13 protein-coding genes are annotated in these 16,939 nt (G+C 39.5%); 3 read left to right on the top strand and 10 right to left on the bottom strand.

Translation table 11 applies throughout. The annotated features are described in order from the left end of the window. Positions 1–76: 76 nt before the first annotated feature. The 7 genes from BP74_RS09945 to BP74_RS09915 all read right to left on the bottom strand — a co-directional run bounded on the left by BP74_RS09945 (position 77) and on the right by BP74_RS09915 (position 8,658). The gene (locus BP74_RS09945; protein WP_496373618.1) at positions 77–520 is read right to left on the bottom strand and encodes an Hsp20/alpha crystallin family protein; all 444 of its coding nucleotides are present in this window, start codon (positions 518–520) and stop codon (positions 77–79) included. A gap of 125 nt (positions 521–645) precedes the next feature. Continuing rightward, positions 646–3,228, bottom strand: coding sequence for a cation-translocating P-type ATPase (locus BP74_RS09940; RefSeq protein ID WP_496373616.1), 2,583 nt, complete (start codon positions 3,226–3,228; stop codon positions 646–648). A gap of 49 nt (positions 3,229–3,277) precedes the next feature. Then, a complete protein-coding gene (locus BP74_RS09935; protein WP_496373614.1) occupies positions 3,278–4,108 on the bottom strand; it encodes a CHAD domain-containing protein in 831 nt (276 codons plus the stop codon). Between the two features lie 19 nt (positions 4,109–4,127). Then, positions 4,128–6,509, bottom strand: coding sequence for a phosphoenolpyruvate synthase (gene ppsA / locus BP74_RS09930; protein WP_496373612.1), 2,382 nt, complete (start codon positions 6,507–6,509; stop codon positions 4,128–4,130). Positions 6,510–6,621: 112 nt separating this feature from the next. Next, a complete protein-coding gene (locus tag BP74_RS09925) occupies positions 6,622–6,963 on the bottom strand; it encodes a hypothetical protein (RefSeq protein ID WP_496373610.1) in 342 nt (113 codons plus the stop codon). Positions 6,964–6,969: 6 nt separating this feature from the next. After that, the gene (locus BP74_RS09920; protein WP_496373608.1) at positions 6,970–7,809 is read right to left on the bottom strand and encodes a universal stress protein; all 840 of its coding nucleotides are present in this window, start codon (positions 7,807–7,809) and stop codon (positions 6,970–6,972) included. 9 nt (positions 7,810–7,818) lie between these two features. Continuing rightward, positions 7,819–8,658 (bottom strand): universal stress protein, encoded by an 840-nt coding sequence (locus BP74_RS09915; protein WP_496373606.1) that lies wholly within the window; start codon positions 8,656–8,658, stop codon positions 7,819–7,821. Between the two features lie 422 nt (positions 8,659–9,080). Between BP74_RS09915 and mnmA the strand changes: the two genes are divergently transcribed. From mnmA to BP74_RS09900, 3 genes are all read left to right on the top strand, one after another. Continuing rightward, positions 9,081–10,187: a tRNA 2-thiouridine(34) synthase MnmA gene (gene mnmA, locus BP74_RS09910; RefSeq protein WP_496373604.1), complete on the top strand. Its 1,107-nt coding sequence runs from the start codon at positions 9,081–9,083 to the stop codon at positions 10,185–10,187. Between the two features lie 139 nt (positions 10,188–10,326). Continuing rightward, positions 10,327–11,373, top strand: coding sequence for a hypothetical protein (locus BP74_RS09905; RefSeq protein ID WP_496373602.1), 1,047 nt, complete (start codon positions 10,327–10,329; stop codon positions 11,371–11,373). A gap of 1 nt (position 11,374) precedes the next feature. Next, positions 11,375–13,336: a S8 family serine peptidase gene (locus tag BP74_RS09900; RefSeq protein WP_496373600.1), complete on the top strand. Its 1,962-nt coding sequence runs from the start codon at positions 11,375–11,377 to the stop codon at positions 13,334–13,336. Here BP74_RS09900 and BP74_RS09895 read toward each other — a convergent pair. The 3 genes from BP74_RS09895 to odhB all read right to left on the bottom strand — a co-directional run bounded on the left by BP74_RS09895 (position 13,331) and on the right by odhB (position 16,810). Beyond that, a complete protein-coding gene (locus BP74_RS09895) occupies positions 13,331–14,491 on the bottom strand; it encodes an RsmB/NOP family class I SAM-dependent RNA methyltransferase (protein WP_496373599.1) in 1,161 nt (386 codons plus the stop codon). The two genes, BP74_RS09900 and BP74_RS09895, sit on opposite strands and share 6 nt — an antisense overlap. A 147-nt stretch (positions 14,492–14,638) precedes the next feature. Beyond that, entirely contained in the window at positions 14,639–15,532 is an 894-nt protein-coding gene (locus BP74_RS09890; protein ID WP_496373597.1) for a hypothetical protein, read from the bottom strand. Positions 15,533–15,556: 24 nt separating this feature from the next. Then, a complete protein-coding gene (gene odhB, locus BP74_RS09885) occupies positions 15,557–16,810 on the bottom strand; it encodes a 2-oxoglutarate dehydrogenase complex dihydrolipoyllysine-residue succinyltransferase (protein WP_496373595.1) in 1,254 nt (417 codons plus the stop codon). Positions 16,811–16,939 lie beyond the last annotated feature (129 nt).

Genomic DNA, 16,939 nt, shown 5'->3' with positions numbered 1-16,939 from the left:
AGTGGAAAAAAAGCCCCGCCGCATAGGGGCGACAGGGCAGTTCTGTAGAGACCTAAGCCATACGGTAGATGGCTTTTTAATGAACAGCAATTTTCTTGGTTGCTGTCAGTTTTTTAGATTCTTCCTTTCTTGGAAGAGCCAGGACAAGGACACCGTTTTCGTATTTGGCATCGATGGCTTCCTGTTTTACATCCTCAGGAAGAGTGAAGCTGCGATTAAAAGATGTATAGTTATACTCCTTACGGGTAACCATTTCATCTTTTTCTTCTTTTCTTTCTTCTTTTTCTGAGCTAATGGTCAGCATATTGCCCTCTACATTGATCTTAAAATCTTCTTTCTTTAAACCGGGTGCTGCTAATGAAAGCTCATAATGGTCTTTTTTCTCAGTAATGTTAACGGCAGGAATGGTCATCATTTTATTGGCAAATTCGTTATTATCAAACCACTCGTTCCAGGGTCTAAAAAAGTCATCAAAAATAGAAGGTGTCATGCTCAATCTGGTTAAGGCTCTGCTTGACATACTATTAATTTTAAGGTTACTGAATGATTATTTACCTGTCAAATCTAGATGCATTCATCGCCCAATTCAAAGACGGTGGTCAGCGATTTTTATGAGAGTGGTCAGTGATTCCTGTTAACAGGAATTCATTGCAATGATTTGCCTTTTCTACTATTTTGTTTAAACCATTTCTCAGCCTCCACAGCATGGAAAATGAGTGCTGCTGCTGTTAAGCAAATGAATAATTCTTTTAAGGTAAGTGGCTGTGTTTTGAAGATAATATTTGCACCTGGTAAATAGATCACAACCATTTGCAAGATGAAGGTCATTACCAGTACCCAGGCGAGTATTTTATTAGAGAATAAACCTTTTTTATAAATAAATTCATTATCGCTCCTAATAGCAAACACATGTGCTAATTGCGAAAGAGACAATACAGTGAAGACCATTGTTTGCCAATGCAGGTTTTCCTCATGCAAGGCCCATGCCTGTATTCCCAGCGTGACGGAAGCCATTAATAAACCCACCCAGATAATATGCCTGGCAATCCCCTCAGCAAATAAACTTTCATTAGCTGGCCTGGGAGGCCTGTGCATAATATCTTTTTCTGCTTTTTCCGAAGAAAGTGCCAGACCGGGCAATCCATCTGTTACAAGGTTGATCCATAAAATGTGAATTGGCAAAAGCGGAATGGGCAAGCCCATTAATGGTGCAAGAAAAATGGTCCATATCTCGGCACCATTACAGGTCATTATATACTTCACGAATTTGCGTATATTGTCATAAATCCTTCTACCCTCTTTAACTGCTTTTACAATGGAGGCGAAATTATCATCCAGTAAGATCATATGAGCGGCCTCTTTGCTTACGTCCGTTCCTGTAATGCCCATTGCTATCCCAATATTCGCTCTCTTCAGTGAAGGAGCATCATTTACACCATCACCCGTCATCGCTACAAAATGCGAACGGTGTTGAAGTGCTTTTACAATGTTTAATTTCTGCTGTGGTGAAACTCTTGCGTACACTCCTACATTCTCAACCTTTTGCAAAAATTCCTCTTCGCTCATTCCAGACAATTCCTCCCCGGTCATAATAGTTTCTGTGCCACTTAAGAGCCCGATCTTTTGTGCTATGGCTGTAGCAGTCTCCTTATGATCTCCTGTAATAATAACAGGCCTGATGCCTGCATTATGGCATTCTTTGATCGCCCCTGGGATTTCCTTTCTTGGCGGATCAATTAACCCTACCATGCCTGCCATTATAAGATCCTTCTCAATAGAATTGTTTCCTTCAATATCTGGAATAGCATCCATAATACGAAATGCATAAGCCAACACACGTATGCCCCTTGCAGCCATTTCACTGCCTTCGGATAAATAAGAAGCATGATCTTGATTCCTCTCCAGCATTTCTGTAATGGATTCAACAGCGCCCTTAAAAATGACGAGATACTGCTTACCATAAGCATGGATCGTTGTCATGCATTTCCTTTCTGAATCAAAAGGAATTTCAGCTAACCTTGGAAACTGCAACTGAATGCTCCTATAGTCATCATCAGTATCCTTCTGATGGACATATTGCACTAAAGCCAACTCAGTTGGATCTCCTTTTAAATTACCATCTTGTACCTTTTTCACATCATGGTTTAAAGAAATGGCAACATCAAGCAAGGTCCAATTATGTTTTTCAAGATGAAGATTTGAATAGGGTTTAACTTCAACTACTGACATCATGTTCTGGGTGAGTGTTCCAGTTTTATCAGTGCAGATATAAGTAACAGAGCCTAATGTTTCGACAGCTGCCAGTTTCCTGATCAACACATTATTCCTTACCAGACGTTTGGCACCCCGTGATAGTGCGATAGTTATAAGTGCAGGCAATGCTTCAGGGATGGCGGCTACTGCCAATGAAATCGATACAAGTAACATTTTTACAGGGTCTTCTCCCCTCAGTAAACCAACAGCAAATAGTATGAAACAGATCAAAATGATCAGGTAGGAAAGTTTTTTACCAAAATCGGCCATCCGTGTCTGTAAAGGAGTAGCTGGCTCCTTTTCCTTTAACATCCTGGCGATATGGCCAATCTCTGTGTCCATGCCTGTTGCGACCACAACTCCCTTTCCCCTTCCATTGGCCACTTGCGTTCCCTTATAGGCCATGTTACACCGGTCACCTAAGGGGATGTCCTTTTCAACGATTGACTTGGTTATCTTATCCACAGGAACTGATTCTCCTGTAAGAGAGGACTCTATTATTCGCAGTGAGTGCGAATCCATTAAACGTAGATCGGCAGGTATGGTATTGCCTGCTTCCATTAATACAATATCGCCTGGGACTAAATTTTCAGACGGGATAATATCTGGCATCCCATCACGTAAAACTGTAGCATTCGACGCAGCCATTTTACGTAAAGCTTCCATTGCCTTTTCCGCCCTGTATTCCTGCAAAAAACCAACAAGAGCATTTAATAAAACTATGACTAGAATGATTATAGTATCGGCTTTATCCCCCATTATACCTGAAATAATAGCAGCAATAAGAAGAATGAGGATCATAAAATCTTTGAACTGGTTTAAAAGGAATACCCATGCAGGGGTTTTCTTTTTTTCTTCCAGCGTATTAAGACCATATTCCTCCAGTCTTTGCTCAGCTAATAAAGATGACAAGCCTTCCTTAGAAGAGTTATTAAGATTGAGAACTGTATCAATGTCTGTATTATGCCAGTTCATCTTTTATATTGAGCGCTTAATAGAGAGCCCATAACTATTCCTGGTAAATTTATAGCAAACCATTTCTAAAACTGAAAAGGAAGCTTTCCATGGTAGTATTGTGAACTGGAATAATGGAAGGCGATATCATATTCAGGATTCTCTTTTTAAGATAAAGTTTATTTGACTCTACCTCTTTCCGAAAGTCCTTTAAAATGAGATCCTCAGTACTTTCAGGATAAGGATAAAATTCTTTTCCCAGGAATTCCAGGGATATACATGCATCCTGGAACTCTCCTAAAATAACAGTAAAAGCTTCAACATCTTCCCTTTTCTCCAGGAAAAGAGGAAGCAGCGGAGTTATATAATGTTTAATAAGTTTCCAGTTATATAGTATATCCTTTAAGATCTTTCGCAACTCGTGCAGGTCATCGTCTTTAAAATGTTCTACAAGCAGTAAGTTTTGCAATAACGCTGACTGGTGGATAGCATATGCTTTAAGTTGTTTTTTATCCGGCTTTTTCATCCCTTTTCTGATGCGTATTGCTTCATTTCGTTTAACAAGTTTTTTTTGTTTGTACCTCCCTGCTTCCCTTTTCCATACCTGTTGTTCTGACCCAATAAAACCAACATAATTATAAGGCCATACATTGCTCCTGAAAGTAAACTGAACAATCCTTTCCTCCTGAAGTTGAAGATTTCGGATATTTCCCAAACAATTATAAAGACCCTTTACACGGGAGGGTACCTTGTTTATATTTCCTGTTTTATTGTAAAATAATAATCGCAACAAGGCCCGCAATTTCTTCACCCCCACCCTAAATTTATGCACCTCCTCCTTATCAAAATCTTTAATTGTACCCTTATAATTTTTATTTATTTTTTTTAAAGGGTTTCCCATTTAGCTCAATTGAATCTTGTTATAAAGAAACAGTTAACTTTTGCTCGGCTGCATTTATATTTTGAATTCCTTTCAGCAAGGCATCAGGATTAAAAGAGATACTATGGATACCTTTTCTTACAAGAAACTGTGCAAATTGTGGCATATCGCTTGGCGCCTGGCCACATAAACCTACTGTAACACCCATTTTTTTTGCCTTATCGATCATCATGCCTATCATCATTTTCACAGCCTCATCCTGTTCATCAAAAATATTACTTACCAGTTCAGAATCTCTGTCCACCCCAAGAGTTAATTGTGTAAGGTCATTTGATCCAATTGAAAACCCATCAAATAATTCAGCAAACTTTTCAGCTAGCAAAACATTACTTGGTATCTCTGCCATCATATATACTTGCAGGGTATGATCCCTGTTTCTATCCAGCCCATACTCCATTAATACATCAAGCACCTGGTGAGCTTCTCTTACAGTTCTGCAAAATGGGATCATCAATTTGATATTGGTCAGGCCCATTTCATTCCTTACTTCCCTAATTGCCTGGCACTCCAGTTGAAACCCCTCCTTATACAATGGGTGATAGTATCTCGAAGCGCCGCGAAATCCCAGCATAGGGTTTTCTTCATGAGGCTCAAATTCTTTGCCACCAATGAGGTTTGAATACTCATTGGTCTTAAAATCACTTAATCGTACAATGACATCTTTGGGATAGAAAGCTGCCGCTATAGTTGCAATTCCTTGTGCCAGTTTATCAACGAAGTATTTTTTCTTATCAGGATAAAAATGTGTCAGCTCTTCAATTTGAATTTTTGCCTTACCATCTTTCAATTTATTGAAATGAATCAATGCCATAGGATGTACCCTGATTGAATGATTGATGATAAACTCAAGCCGCATTAATCCTACTCCATCGTTGGGGTAAAAAGATAATTGAAAAGCCTGGTCAGGATCAGCCACTATCAACATAGGTTTGCTTATCTCAGGTTTTTTAATGGTGGAGAAATCCGTTTCTTTTACCCTATATCCTATCTTCCCCTTATAGATATAGCCTATTTTACCTTCGCAGCAGGATACTGTAATTTCGTCTCCATCCCTGATTGTTCCGGTAGCATTACCACAACCAACAATTGCAGGCACACCCAACTCCCTGGCTACAATAGAGGCATGACTGGTTCTTCCACCTTTGTTAGTTACAATCGCTGCACATTTTTGTAAAAGAGGGTCCCAGTCAGGGCTCGTCACATCTGTGACCACTATATCTCCCTTACTTATCTTATCTCCTTCTTTTGGTGATTGAACCAATCGGGCGATACCTGTAGCTATTTTACTTCCTATTGCATTGCCGCTGCACAAAACGTCACTTTTATACAATAACTGGTATTCAGTTGAAAGCATGGGATTTCTTGAAGAATGTACTGTTTCCGGCCTTGCCTGAATGATAAACAATTCACCTGTCAAACCATCCTTTGCCCATTCAATATCCATTGGCTTTTGATAATGGTCTTCTATAACCATGGCCCATTTGGCCAACATTGAAATTTCAAAGTCAGTAAGCACAAATTGATTTCGCTTGTCAACTGGTGTTTCCGTATTGACAGTGGCTGACCTGGATCTATCATCATATACCATGGTCAGTTCTTTTGCACCTAGCTTTTTCTGTATGATGCCATTTTTCCCATCTCTCAAGGTAGGTTTGAAAATATAGAATTCGTCAGGTGTTATGGTTCCCTGTACCAGGTTTTCTCCTAAGCCCCAAACACCGCTTATATGAATAACATCCCGAAAACCAGATTCAGGGTCCAATGTAAATGCCACACCTGAACAGGCCTTGTCGGCCCGGACCATTCTTTGAACACCCACAGATAAAGAGATTTTTTCATGAGCGAACCCTCTATCTTCCCTGTATTTTATAGCTCTGTCAGTGTAGAGTGACGCAAAACATTTCTTAATGGCTTCCAGCAATGGTGCATTCCCCTGCACATTTAAATACGATTCATGCTGACCGGCAAAACTGGCCCCAGGAAGATCTTCTGCAGTAGCACTACTACGAACTGCCACTACCGTCCCTTCCCCCAGTATTCCATACGCCTTAATTATTTCTTCACTTATTTCACTGGACAATTCTCCACCAAGAATCATTTCCCTTGCCTTTGCACCTGTTTCTTTAAGATTGGAAAAGGAAATTCGGTCAAGATGTTTCATCAATTCCTCTAACTGTGCTGTTAAATGATTTTGTTCCAGGAATGTTTCAAAAGCAAATGCCGTAGTAGCAAAACCGTCAGGTACTTTGATACCACCTAATGAAAGCTTGTTAAACATCTCACCAAGAGATGCGTTTTTTCCACCCACTATTGGAACATCACTGATACCTATCCCGGAAAAACTTTTTACATACGATTTCATATGACATTAATTTATCTGAGTTAAAAAAGATTCCGCCAGCCAGGCTGGCGGGCATAGAACTATTGGATTACCCTTCCACAATTGCGTAATCCATTTGGATTTGATCCTGCATTTATATAGAATTTATACGAGTTGCCAGGGCCTCACCAGGATGCGATGGAACCCATTTACTCCCTTCCATACGGTATATTCGCGCATTCAAGCCATACATCTCCCAAAGCTCATCTTCCACTTCTCCTGTTTTGAACCATGATTTGATCGTTAAAATGCCAGGTTCATGTTTCTTCCGTATAGATTCTAGCTGTGCACTGGCTGGTAATGGAAATAGCAAATGAATATTCTTTACAGCCCGGTACTTGCGATCATAGAACTCAAGTTTTAAATAGGGAAAACTTTCATTAAAATTCTCCTGCAGATCACCTATTGTTTTATTATCATCAATTTCCAATAACACATGCTATTATTTATTGTGAGCAATAAAAAGGGGGAGCTTTAAATGATTCATTAATACATCTGCCATACTTTGCCTGAACAACCTTGACATCCGGCTTCTACGATAGGCACCCAATACTATAAGTGATTCTCTCTTTTGATGTGCCAGGTAGCTGACAATCTTATCCTCAATAAATCCCTTAATTACTACATACGCTGCTTTGGGGTAGTGGCGCTTCATAAATTCCTTCATCAGTTTATTCTCTGGCAGGTGAAGTGATTCATCCTCGCCTTTGGCGCACAGAAACTCGATATCGAAATTTTTAAATCCCGGCATCAGGTAACTGAACATCTTCACTGCATGAACGGATGATGGCTCCCCATCATACAGGAATACAATATTTTCCACAGGCTTATAACTGGATGGTACTACAAGCACGGGACACTGTACATCTGTCAGGAGATCCCGCATAAAACGTGTAGGGGGAATTTCTTCGAATCTTGTCAATGTTTCCTTACTGTCCACAACCAGCAGGTCTGCGTAAATTGATTCATGAAGAAGGTCTTGCAAAGCCACATTCTTATCCCTGTGTATGGAAAAGTTCACTCCCGCCTCCTGACAATCCCTGGAAAAATTGTCAACGGCCTGGTCCCTGGCATCTCTGTCTTTTTGATTTAATTCTTCCAGGTGGTCATCAAATGAGCCAGCATATTTTGTAAGTTCAGCAACACTGTAACTATGACGGGTAACATCATCCAAAAAAACACCCACCAGGTGTGCTTCCATATGCTTCGCCATAAAAATGGAATAGTCTTTTGTACTTTCCGAAAAACTCAATCCATCAAAAGCGGCAATTATCTTTTTCATAAAATAAGTTTAAAGGTGTGTAATGAAAAGTGGAAGATCTACCATGCGTATTAGCATTTCAGCAGTACTTTTTCTAAATAAATTTGACAGCGAACCCCGCCCATAGGCGCCCATGACAATGATTTTACCAGTTTGCTTGAAAAAATATTTAAATAGCTCTTCCTCTGCATTTCCTTTCAGATCTTTTGTATGCACTGAACAAAAATGACAACGAAGGAGGTACATTAACTTCCTGCGTGACTCATTGAATTCCTCTGCATTTTTATGGTCCACTTCCAAAATGGTAATTTTCCTATGGCTATAAAAAGGAAACAGGTAGATAAATTGTTTGATAGCATACACAGAAGATGCTGTTCCATCATAACAACATACTATTTCTTCAACTTCATCAAATTCATCAGGGGTAAGTAATACAGGGCATTCTGCATGAAGAAGGATTTCTTTGGTAAAATGCGATGGCACATCTTCTTCTCTATCCTGAAAATTTATTGCAGGATCGATTATTAGCAAATCAGAAAAACGACTTTCAAAAATTATTTCCTGTATAGGCTCTCCTTTATCCTCGTAAATTTCATAAATCACATTTCCTTTTTCGCACTGTTCTTTAAATATGCGTATGCTTAAATCGGTATCCAGAACCAGGTCTGGCTCTTTTAAGGCATTTCCAAAACCGTTTACAGTGTGTTCATCATAAATTGCCTGCAACGACGATGGGATATATTCGAAGTATACATTTTCAACAAATACTCCTGTTAGTTTTGAGCCTGCATCCCTGGCTATACCGCAGGCAAAACTGATGGCTTTTACATTTGGCTTGTGGGCATTAATGACAAGTAAGATCTTTTCCATAAAAACCCATTTATCCAAATCTAATAACCCAACACTATTCATTCATATGACCCCCATTACAAGCTTTTGTGACAGCCGTCATTGAAAGCTTAGTTCAATAATTACTTCAATAAAATGTTCATGTATTGGAGTACTTAATAGTTTATAAACTCATCTTTTATTGATGAGTATATAAACAGTTAAAGAATTAGAAACTGATTGAACATTGTTTGTATAAAAAAAATAGAGACTGCATTGCTGTAATTATGCCCTAACCTGAGACTTATTTATAATATGTGCCCATATTTTGCAGCTCTCTATAAATAGGCAAACAACTGGTTTTTGGCAGTTCCATACCTTAACATGGCTGTAAACCATTAACACCTTCACTCTTCTTATCTTTGCCGCCCGGTTATCCCTATTGGGATATCTTTCAAATAAATATGAGCAGGAAAGGAAAAGTATTGGTAGCAATGAGCGGCGGTATTGACAGTACTGTCACGGCATTAATGCTTCATAATGAAGGATATGAGGTTGTAGGCATTACCATGAAAACCTGGGATTATGCGGCAAGCGGTGGTTCAAAAAAAGAAACAGGCTGCTGTAACCTTGATAGTTTTAATGATGCGAGAATGGCCGCAGTACAGCATGGTTTCCCCCATTATATCCTGGATATCAGGGCTGAATTTGGAAGCTTCGTAGTGGAAAATTTTGTAGACGAATACCTTGCAGGACGTACTCCAAATCCTTGTGTGCTTTGTAATACCCATATTAAATGGAGAGCGCTTTTGAAACGTGCTGATGCCCTGGGATGTGATTTTATTGCTACCGGTCACTATGCTTCAGTATACAAGCATGAAAATGGAAGATATGTAGTGACCAAAGGAGTTGATGAAACCAAAGACCAGAGCTATGTGCTTTGGGGCTTGCAGCAAGACCTTTTAAGCAGGACCCTGTTGCCCTTGGGCGGATATAGAAAAACCCAGATCAGGCAAATGGCTCATGATTACGGTTATCCCGAATTGGCCAAAAAAAGCGAGAGCTACGAGATCTGTTTTGTACCAGATAATGATTACCGGGGGTTTTTAAAACGTAAAGTTGACGGCTTAGAAGAACGGGTTAATGGAGGGCACTTCGTGGATAAAGAAGGAAATATCCTGGGTCAGCATAAAGGTTACCCATTTTATACCATTGGTCAACGCAAAGGACTGGATATAGCCTTTGGCAAGCCCGTTTATGTGACAGCTATTGACCCGGATACAAATACAGTTATTTTGGGTGATGAAGAAGAACTGGAAAAAGAACACATGAGAGTAACTGGTATCAACTGGATAAAATATCCTGGACTGGATGCTGAAAAAGAAGTTATAACAAAAATTCGTTATAAAGATAAAGGAAGCTTTTCTACTATCATTCCGTCAGAACAGGGTGTATCTGTTCGCTTTTTTGAGAAAGCAAAAGGTATAGCTCCCGGCCAAAGTGCTGTTTTTTATGAAGGCAATGATGTTATTGGAGGAGGAATTATTCAGCGTGAATCTATAATTAAGTAACAAGAGTTAGTTAGCTCCTGGCATGTTTACCCCTTAGGTTTCGGGGGATTGAGCTTGCCAACTCCATTGTTTTTAATTAGCTTTAGCCCGTATCAATATACTGGCCAGTAGCCGGTAAGCTTATGAATCCATAATACTTATGAGAGCAATTCTTACACACTGCTTAAGTGCTGCCTTTATCATACTTGCAATAGTTAGCTGCAAAAAAGAAACTGAAGTCCCTGATGGCCATGATTATGAAGCAGCCCGCCTGGCTGAGATACTCCCTTTGCAAGTGGGCAAAACCATTACGTACCAAACAGACTCTCTGGTATTTACCAATTTTAACCGCAATGAGGAAATCCATTCATATATAGAAAAGGATACTATTGACAACCAGTTTTTGGATGCTATGGGCCGCACCAGTTATCGTGTCACACGGTTTATGCAAGACATGAATGCTTTAAGACCATGGTTTAGCAGCGGCACCTATTTTATTACCCCTACTTCATCCACAGTAGAGGTTATCGAAAATAACCTTCGTTTCGTAAAACTGGCAGTTCCATTACGGCAGGGAACTACCTGGAATGGCAACCTGTATTTGCCAGATGAGCCCTATAGCACAATGTATAATTTCAGCAATGACAACAGGATGGATATCTGGGCTTATACCTATTCTAAACTGAATGATGAATTTTCCTATAACTCTACCAAACTGAATGATATCGTTACTGTGACCGGGATAGATTATGCAAACCTTGCAGATACTATTACGGTTTCGGGCAACGCTGCTAATGTTTCCAGTAAAACAACTGTTTATTTACGGGGTACTGCTTCCGATACTATTCGCATTACTGCTGGAACGCCTGTTCCTAATGCTTCCATTTTGGCACTCTACAACAGGACGAACCAGCCACTTTCATTGAACGGTATAGCTGTTCCGGCTGGCCAGGGCAGAACTTATGAATTTGTAAATGGCAACTGGACTTTCGGTACAAAAGATAATAATGGCAACAGAATTGATGTATTAAATCCTGAATTGCCTTTTGGGTCAAGGTCTTTAATGGTTGATAAATATGCAAAAGGCATTGGTCTTGTTTACCAGGAATACGTATTATGGGAATATCAATACAAGATCTCCAATGGCAATGACGACGGCACTAAAACAGGCTTTGGTGTAAAGAGAAGAATGATCAATCACAATTGATATGAAAAAATTTGCCCTGTGTTTATTGATAGCCATTTCAATAACTCAATTTATAAAGGCACAATCTACCCGGTATGTAATTCAGTTTACAGATAAAGACAACAATTCTTTCTCCCTAAGCAATCCTTCAGCTTTTTTATCCGAACGGGCATTAGCAAGAAGATCAAAATATGCTATTGAAATTGATAGTTCAGACTTGCCTGTTACAAAGAAATATATAGATAGTGTACGCCTGGCAGGAGCTGTAACCATTCTAAATGCTTCGAAATGGCTAAATTCTGTTAGCATACAGACAACTGATGCTACGGCTTTAGCAAAGATCAATAGCTTTCCCTTTGTTAAAAGTTCGAAAGCAGTTGGTGCACGACTTTCCCAGAAACGGATCAAATCTGATAGCACCCGGGCAAATGAAACTTCCATATCAAATAGGGAAAATGGCATTTCAGCCGACCATTTTGATTATGGCGCATCCCTGGCTCAGGTACATATTCATAATGGTGAGTTTCTCCATAACATAGGTTTGCATGGTGAAAATATGGTCATAGGAATGCTTGATGCAGGCTATATGAATTACCTGACCGTTAAAGCATTTGACAGTGCGCGTGCAAATGGGCAAATATTAGGCACCTGGGACTTTGTAGCCAGGGAAGAAAGCGTAAATGAAGATAACCAGCATGGCATGGAAAGCCTGTCTACAATCGCTGCTAATATCCCGGGGCAATTTGTAGGTACAGCCCCTAAGGCCTCATTTTACCTGTTCAGAAGTGAAGATGCCGGATCAGAAAATCCTATTGAAGAACACAATTGGGTATGTGCTGCAGAAAGAGTTGACAGTGCAGGTGGCGATATGATCTCTTCTTCGCTTGGATACTCCCAATTTGACAATCCGGCTTTTGATCATACTTATGCTGACATGAATGGCAATATAACCATGGCGGCCATCGGGGCGGACATGGCGGCTAAAAAAGGAATACTTGTTGTCAATTCAGCAGGAAATGAAGGAGCCGGCAGTTGGGGAAAAATCATTACTCCAGCCGATGGAGATAGTGTAATGGCAGTGGGTGCTGTAAATGCATCAGGTGTGCCCGCAGGCTTTACCAGCCGGGGTCCATCCTCAGATGGACAAGTGAAACCAGATGTTGCCTCTGTTGGTGTGGCAACAGTAATTCAATTACCAAATAATACAATAGGCACTGGAAATGGAACGTCTTTTGCCTGCCCGAATATGGCCGGGTTAACAGCCTGTATATGGCAGGGGTTTCCTGAATTTAATAATTACCAGATCATTGATGCCTTGCGTCGCTCAGGAAGCAGGGCTTCTAACCCTAATGACACAATTGGATATGGTATTCCCGATGTCAGAAAAGCAACCTTAATTCTTTTGGATGAACTAGCCACTTCTTCAATACAGTTAAATGGATGCAAGGCAAGAATAAACTGGACCAGTAAGGATATGGGTTCCATGAAATATGATATTGAAAGAAAAACTTCCGGCCAAAACGATTTTATAAAAGTAGGAGAACTAAGAGCAACTGGTGCCTCATTCAGCAAGCAAACCAGGGAATTTGAGGATGACCTTTCAGATGTTCCAGCAGGTTCAGTTACTTACCGGATCAGGCAAATTGTAGATAGTACTTCAACAGGACTAGTTGGCGGATATATTGACACAACCAGTATTGATGTACCTGGCAATTGTTTTACAGGTTTGAATGCATTTACAATTGCTCCTAATCCAACCAAAGGACCGCTTACCATCAAGCTAACAACATCCACCGCATCTCAAAATATTACTATAAGAATTTTCAATTCTTTAGGTCAGATGGTAATTGAAAGGCACACTTCAAAACCCGCAGGTCTGTCAATTATTGAAATCCCCGTTTTTCATTTGGCTGCCGGAAAATATTTTGTTAGCCTGTATGAATCCAATACAAGAATAGTCACCCGGCAACTGGTTAGATTATAGCGTAAACAATGCAGCAAATAAAGTATCAGCTCTTTTATCATAACCAATAAAATACTGGTAAGAAATAAGCTGTAATGAAGAATGAGCTAAAATAAAATTTACAACATCTTCATTTTCCTTTTTAAATACAGAACATGTTATGTATAAAAAGAATCCGCCCTTTTTTACAGAGCTGATCGCATTTAATGCGATGTTTTGTTGCAATTGGGTGTAATATTCGATTTTTTCGCTTTTGAAAAAGCATAATTGCTCTGGAGTACGCCCCCATGTTCCTGAACCACTGCATGGGGCGTCGCAAATCACTAAATCAAACTCCTTTTTGTAAGAAAAGGAAGGATTGGAAAGATCAGCTATAAAAGCATTGTAATTATTTATTCCAGCCTGCTGAAAGCGTTGGCGTAAATTCCTAATTATTGATTCCCTTATATCGGAAACTGTTAACTGAATTCCTGGAAACTTATCTGATACTAATATTGATTTGCCACCACTGGCTGCGCAGCAATCCCATGCATTAAGAGGTTGATTATCCTTAATATGCTGTAACAAAACATCAAGCACTTTTTGTGAGTTGAGGTCCTGGATAACCGCTTCTTCATTTAATTTTATAATACTGTCAACCTTCGCACTATTGGTCATGGAAAAACAACTGTCACCTAAATTTTCAAAATCAATATGTGCAGCTTGTAGCTTTTGACTAACAATGTTCAACTTGCCAGGTCTAACCCTTATAAATAACAAAGGCTGTTGTAACAGGGAAATCTCGTAGAAATCCCTATCTATCTTATCGCTTAATTCCTGATGAAGAGGAAATAGTTTTGACAATTCTTCAGTCGACTCCAGAAAAGAAAATTTTTGTACTACTGTTAAACTGATATTTTCATTCCATAACGGTTTTAATTCCTGGAGTATATCACTGTAATTGGTGGAACTCAAAAAAATACCAAGTAATAGTCTTTCTTCAACAGGCTGCCGTGTAAATGCATTTCCCAACCTGAATAATCCATAACAAAGCTGGCTAATGATCTTCCTGTCCCTGGATCCATACTTTTTATGCTGCGCAAAATGCTTCTTAATAAAAGAAGCAAATGGTTCCTTTCCATCATACCGGGATACCAGTTCCTTCGAAGCATTTAACCAGGAATAAAATCTGCTCATTGTCGGTAGCTATGAAGGTTCAATGTTAAATCTTTTTGTTTTATCACATTGATATTACTTATGAATATCCATTAAGGCAACCAACATGTTTTTAAATAATAATGGCTGCCCTGGCAGCCATTATTGATCTATTCAGTATGAACTTTATTACTGGTAAAAGAAAGTATAATTTGTAACCTGTGTTCCCTGGTTAGGACTAACAGAAGTTACTTTACCTGTTGCAGGTTTTCCATTTGCACCGACAACAAAAGCAGACGTAATAGATAGGCTGTTAGATGGATCTGTAAGATCATCCATCTGCATTTTTGTTACCTCATTATTGACCTTGTTTGGCATTCCGCCTAATAAAAAGTTTTGTGCGGCATTATTAGTGGCCCACAAGTAATTAACAGAATTGCCATAAGTAAAAGTTTCTTTTGCAATTGGCGATAAACTGCCTCCTGTTGGTGAAAGCGTCGCAGCTATGTCTAATATCGTTACCCTGCCAGAAACATCATACGTAAAAGTATAACTTGATGATTGTATAGGAGCACCAAATAAGGGAGATGAAAGGTAATGAACAGCGCTTAGCATTTTTCCTGAAGAATACTTATACACCGCACTATCCAATGTAGAAAAACCCATCATACTAATATTATTCACACTATAATCATACTCCAACGTAGTGGCATCAGGATAATGAATAAGGTTCACTGCGGTATCCGAGGCCATACCATCCTGGTCTACCTTCTGCAATATCCGGGTAATACGACCGGATGCATCCCTTATATATTTTGTAAAGTTGTGAATTTTCATTCCTCCTGAAGATTCATCCATTACTGATGTTTCCAGGCGCTTCTGGCCATCATAACTATATAAGGTTGTAAGTGTTTCTGCACCGGTAACAGCGATCGTTTTAACAAGAAGATCACCTGAGGTTCCTGGAACAACACCTCCCCCGTTATTATTTCCAGGATCAGTTATATCATCAAAATTCACTTCTTTTTGACAGGAAAAAAATATAAGAGCCATAAATGGCAAAGCAGTTAGTAGTTTTTTCATTGAGCAGATTTCCAGGGTAAAATATTACAATTCCAGTAAAGTTCTTACAGGGTCTTTTCCAAATAATAATAATTCAGGATTTTCCAATAATTCTTTTACACGAACAAGGAAAGAAACAGATTCACGACCGTCAATGATGCGGTGATCGTAACTTAAAGCCAGGTACATCATGGGCCTGATAACAATTTGCTTATCAACAACCACTGCTCTTTCTTCAATTTTATGCATTCCCAGTATGGCAGATTGGGGAATATTAATTATAGGCGTAGACATAAGCGAACCGAATACACCACCATTGGTAATAGTAAAGGTACCTCCCTGCATTTCCTCCATGCTCAATTTGTTATCGCGCGCTTTCGTTGCCAGTTCAACAACTTTCTTTTCAATCTCAGCCATGCTAAGGCTTTCAGCATTTCTTATAACTGGCACTACAAGGCCCTTAGGAGCCGAAACAGCTATGGAAATATCACAGTATTGATGATAGACCAAAGAATCCCCATCTATATAGGCATTTACCGCAGGCCATTCCTGCAAGGCATAGCAAACCGCTTTTGTAAAAAAACTCATAAACCCAAGGCCCACTCCATGTAATTCTTTGAATTTGTCTTTGTACTGAGTACGAATGGCCATTACCCTGCTCATGTCCACTTCATTGAAAGTAGTTAGCATGGCAGTTGTATTCTTGGCTTCCACTAACCTCCGGCTAACTGTTTTACGGAGATTACTCATTTTTTCCTTCTTCTCCTCCCTGCCGAATGCCTGTATGCCAGGTTTTCTGCCAGGGTGTTCTAAAGCGCTTAAAACATCATCCTTTAATATTTTACCATTGTAGCCGCTCGGTTGAATGCTTTTGGGATCTACTTTTTTATCTGCGATAATTGCAGAAGCTACTGGTGTTGCCTTTACATCTGCTGGCGCAATAACAGATGGATGGGAATGAGATGCCGCATCTTCCTTTTTGGGTTGTTCTGCCGGAGCTGCTTTGGCCTCGGCTGTGGGCGCAAGGTTTGTTTCAGCAACAGGTTTTACAGTTTCTGTCTTAGCTGCAGCATCATCTATCTGCGCCAAAACATCGCCAATATTTAAAGTGTCACCTTCCTTACCAACAGTTTTCAAAACACCAGCTTTTTCAGCATTAACCTCGAAGGTTGCCTTCTCACTTTCCAGTTCAGCTATCACTTCATCCCGCTCTACATAATCACCATCGTTTTTCAACCACTTGACCAGGGTGACTTCATTAATAGACTCTCCTACTGTTGGTACTTTAATATCGATCATGGTTTCCTATTTCAGATGTTTCTTTATAATTCCTTTATTGATGTCTTACTTGTTAATTAAACAGGCTGACAAATCTATTAAACTTCTTATTTATTGTTGCCTAAGCTTCTATTACACATTTAAACATGG

This window comes from Flavisolibacter ginsengiterrae DSM 18136 (assembly GCF_059568575.1).
This window is presented reverse-complemented; position numbering and strand designations above follow the sequence as displayed.

What these genes read in the sequence shown, in the direction of transcription:
- BP74_RS09945 (WP_496373618.1), bottom strand. Translation starts at nt 520, where the DNA reads ATGTCAAGCAGAGCCTTAACCAGATTGAGCATGACACCTTCTATTTTT.
- BP74_RS09940 (WP_496373616.1), bottom strand. Translation starts at nt 3,228, where the DNA reads ATGAACTGGCATAATACAGACATTGATACAGTTCTCAATCTTAATAAC.
- BP74_RS09935 (WP_496373614.1), bottom strand. Translation starts at nt 4,108, where the DNA reads ATGGGAAACCCTTTAAAAAAAATAAATAAAAATTATAAGGGTACAATT.
- ppsA (WP_496373612.1), bottom strand. Translation starts at nt 6,509, where the DNA reads ATGAAATCGTATGTAAAAAGTTTTTCCGGGATAGGTATCAGTGATGTT.
- BP74_RS09920 (WP_496373608.1), bottom strand. Translation starts at nt 7,809, where the DNA reads ATGAAAAAGATAATTGCCGCTTTTGATGGATTGAGTTTTTCGGAAAGT.
- BP74_RS09915 (WP_496373606.1), bottom strand. Translation starts at nt 8,658, where the DNA reads ATGGAAAAGATCTTACTTGTCATTAATGCCCACAAGCCAAATGTAAAA.
- mnmA (WP_496373604.1), top strand. Translation starts at nt 9,081, where the DNA reads ATGAGCAGGAAAGGAAAAGTATTGGTAGCAATGAGCGGCGGTATTGAC.
- BP74_RS09905 (WP_496373602.1), top strand. Translation starts at nt 10,327, where the DNA reads ATGAGAGCAATTCTTACACACTGCTTAAGTGCTGCCTTTATCATACTT.
- BP74_RS09900 (WP_496373600.1), top strand. Translation starts at nt 11,375, where the DNA reads ATGAAAAAATTTGCCCTGTGTTTATTGATAGCCATTTCAATAACTCAA.
- BP74_RS09895 (WP_496373599.1), bottom strand. Translation starts at nt 14,491, where the DNA reads ATGAGCAGATTTTATTCCTGGTTAAATGCTTCGAAGGAACTGGTATCC.
- BP74_RS09890 (WP_496373597.1), bottom strand. Translation starts at nt 15,532, where the DNA reads ATGAAAAAACTACTAACTGCTTTGCCATTTATGGCTCTTATATTTTTT.
- odhB (WP_496373595.1), bottom strand. Translation starts at nt 16,810, where the DNA reads ATGATCGATATTAAAGTACCAACAGTAGGAGAGTCTATTAATGAAGTC.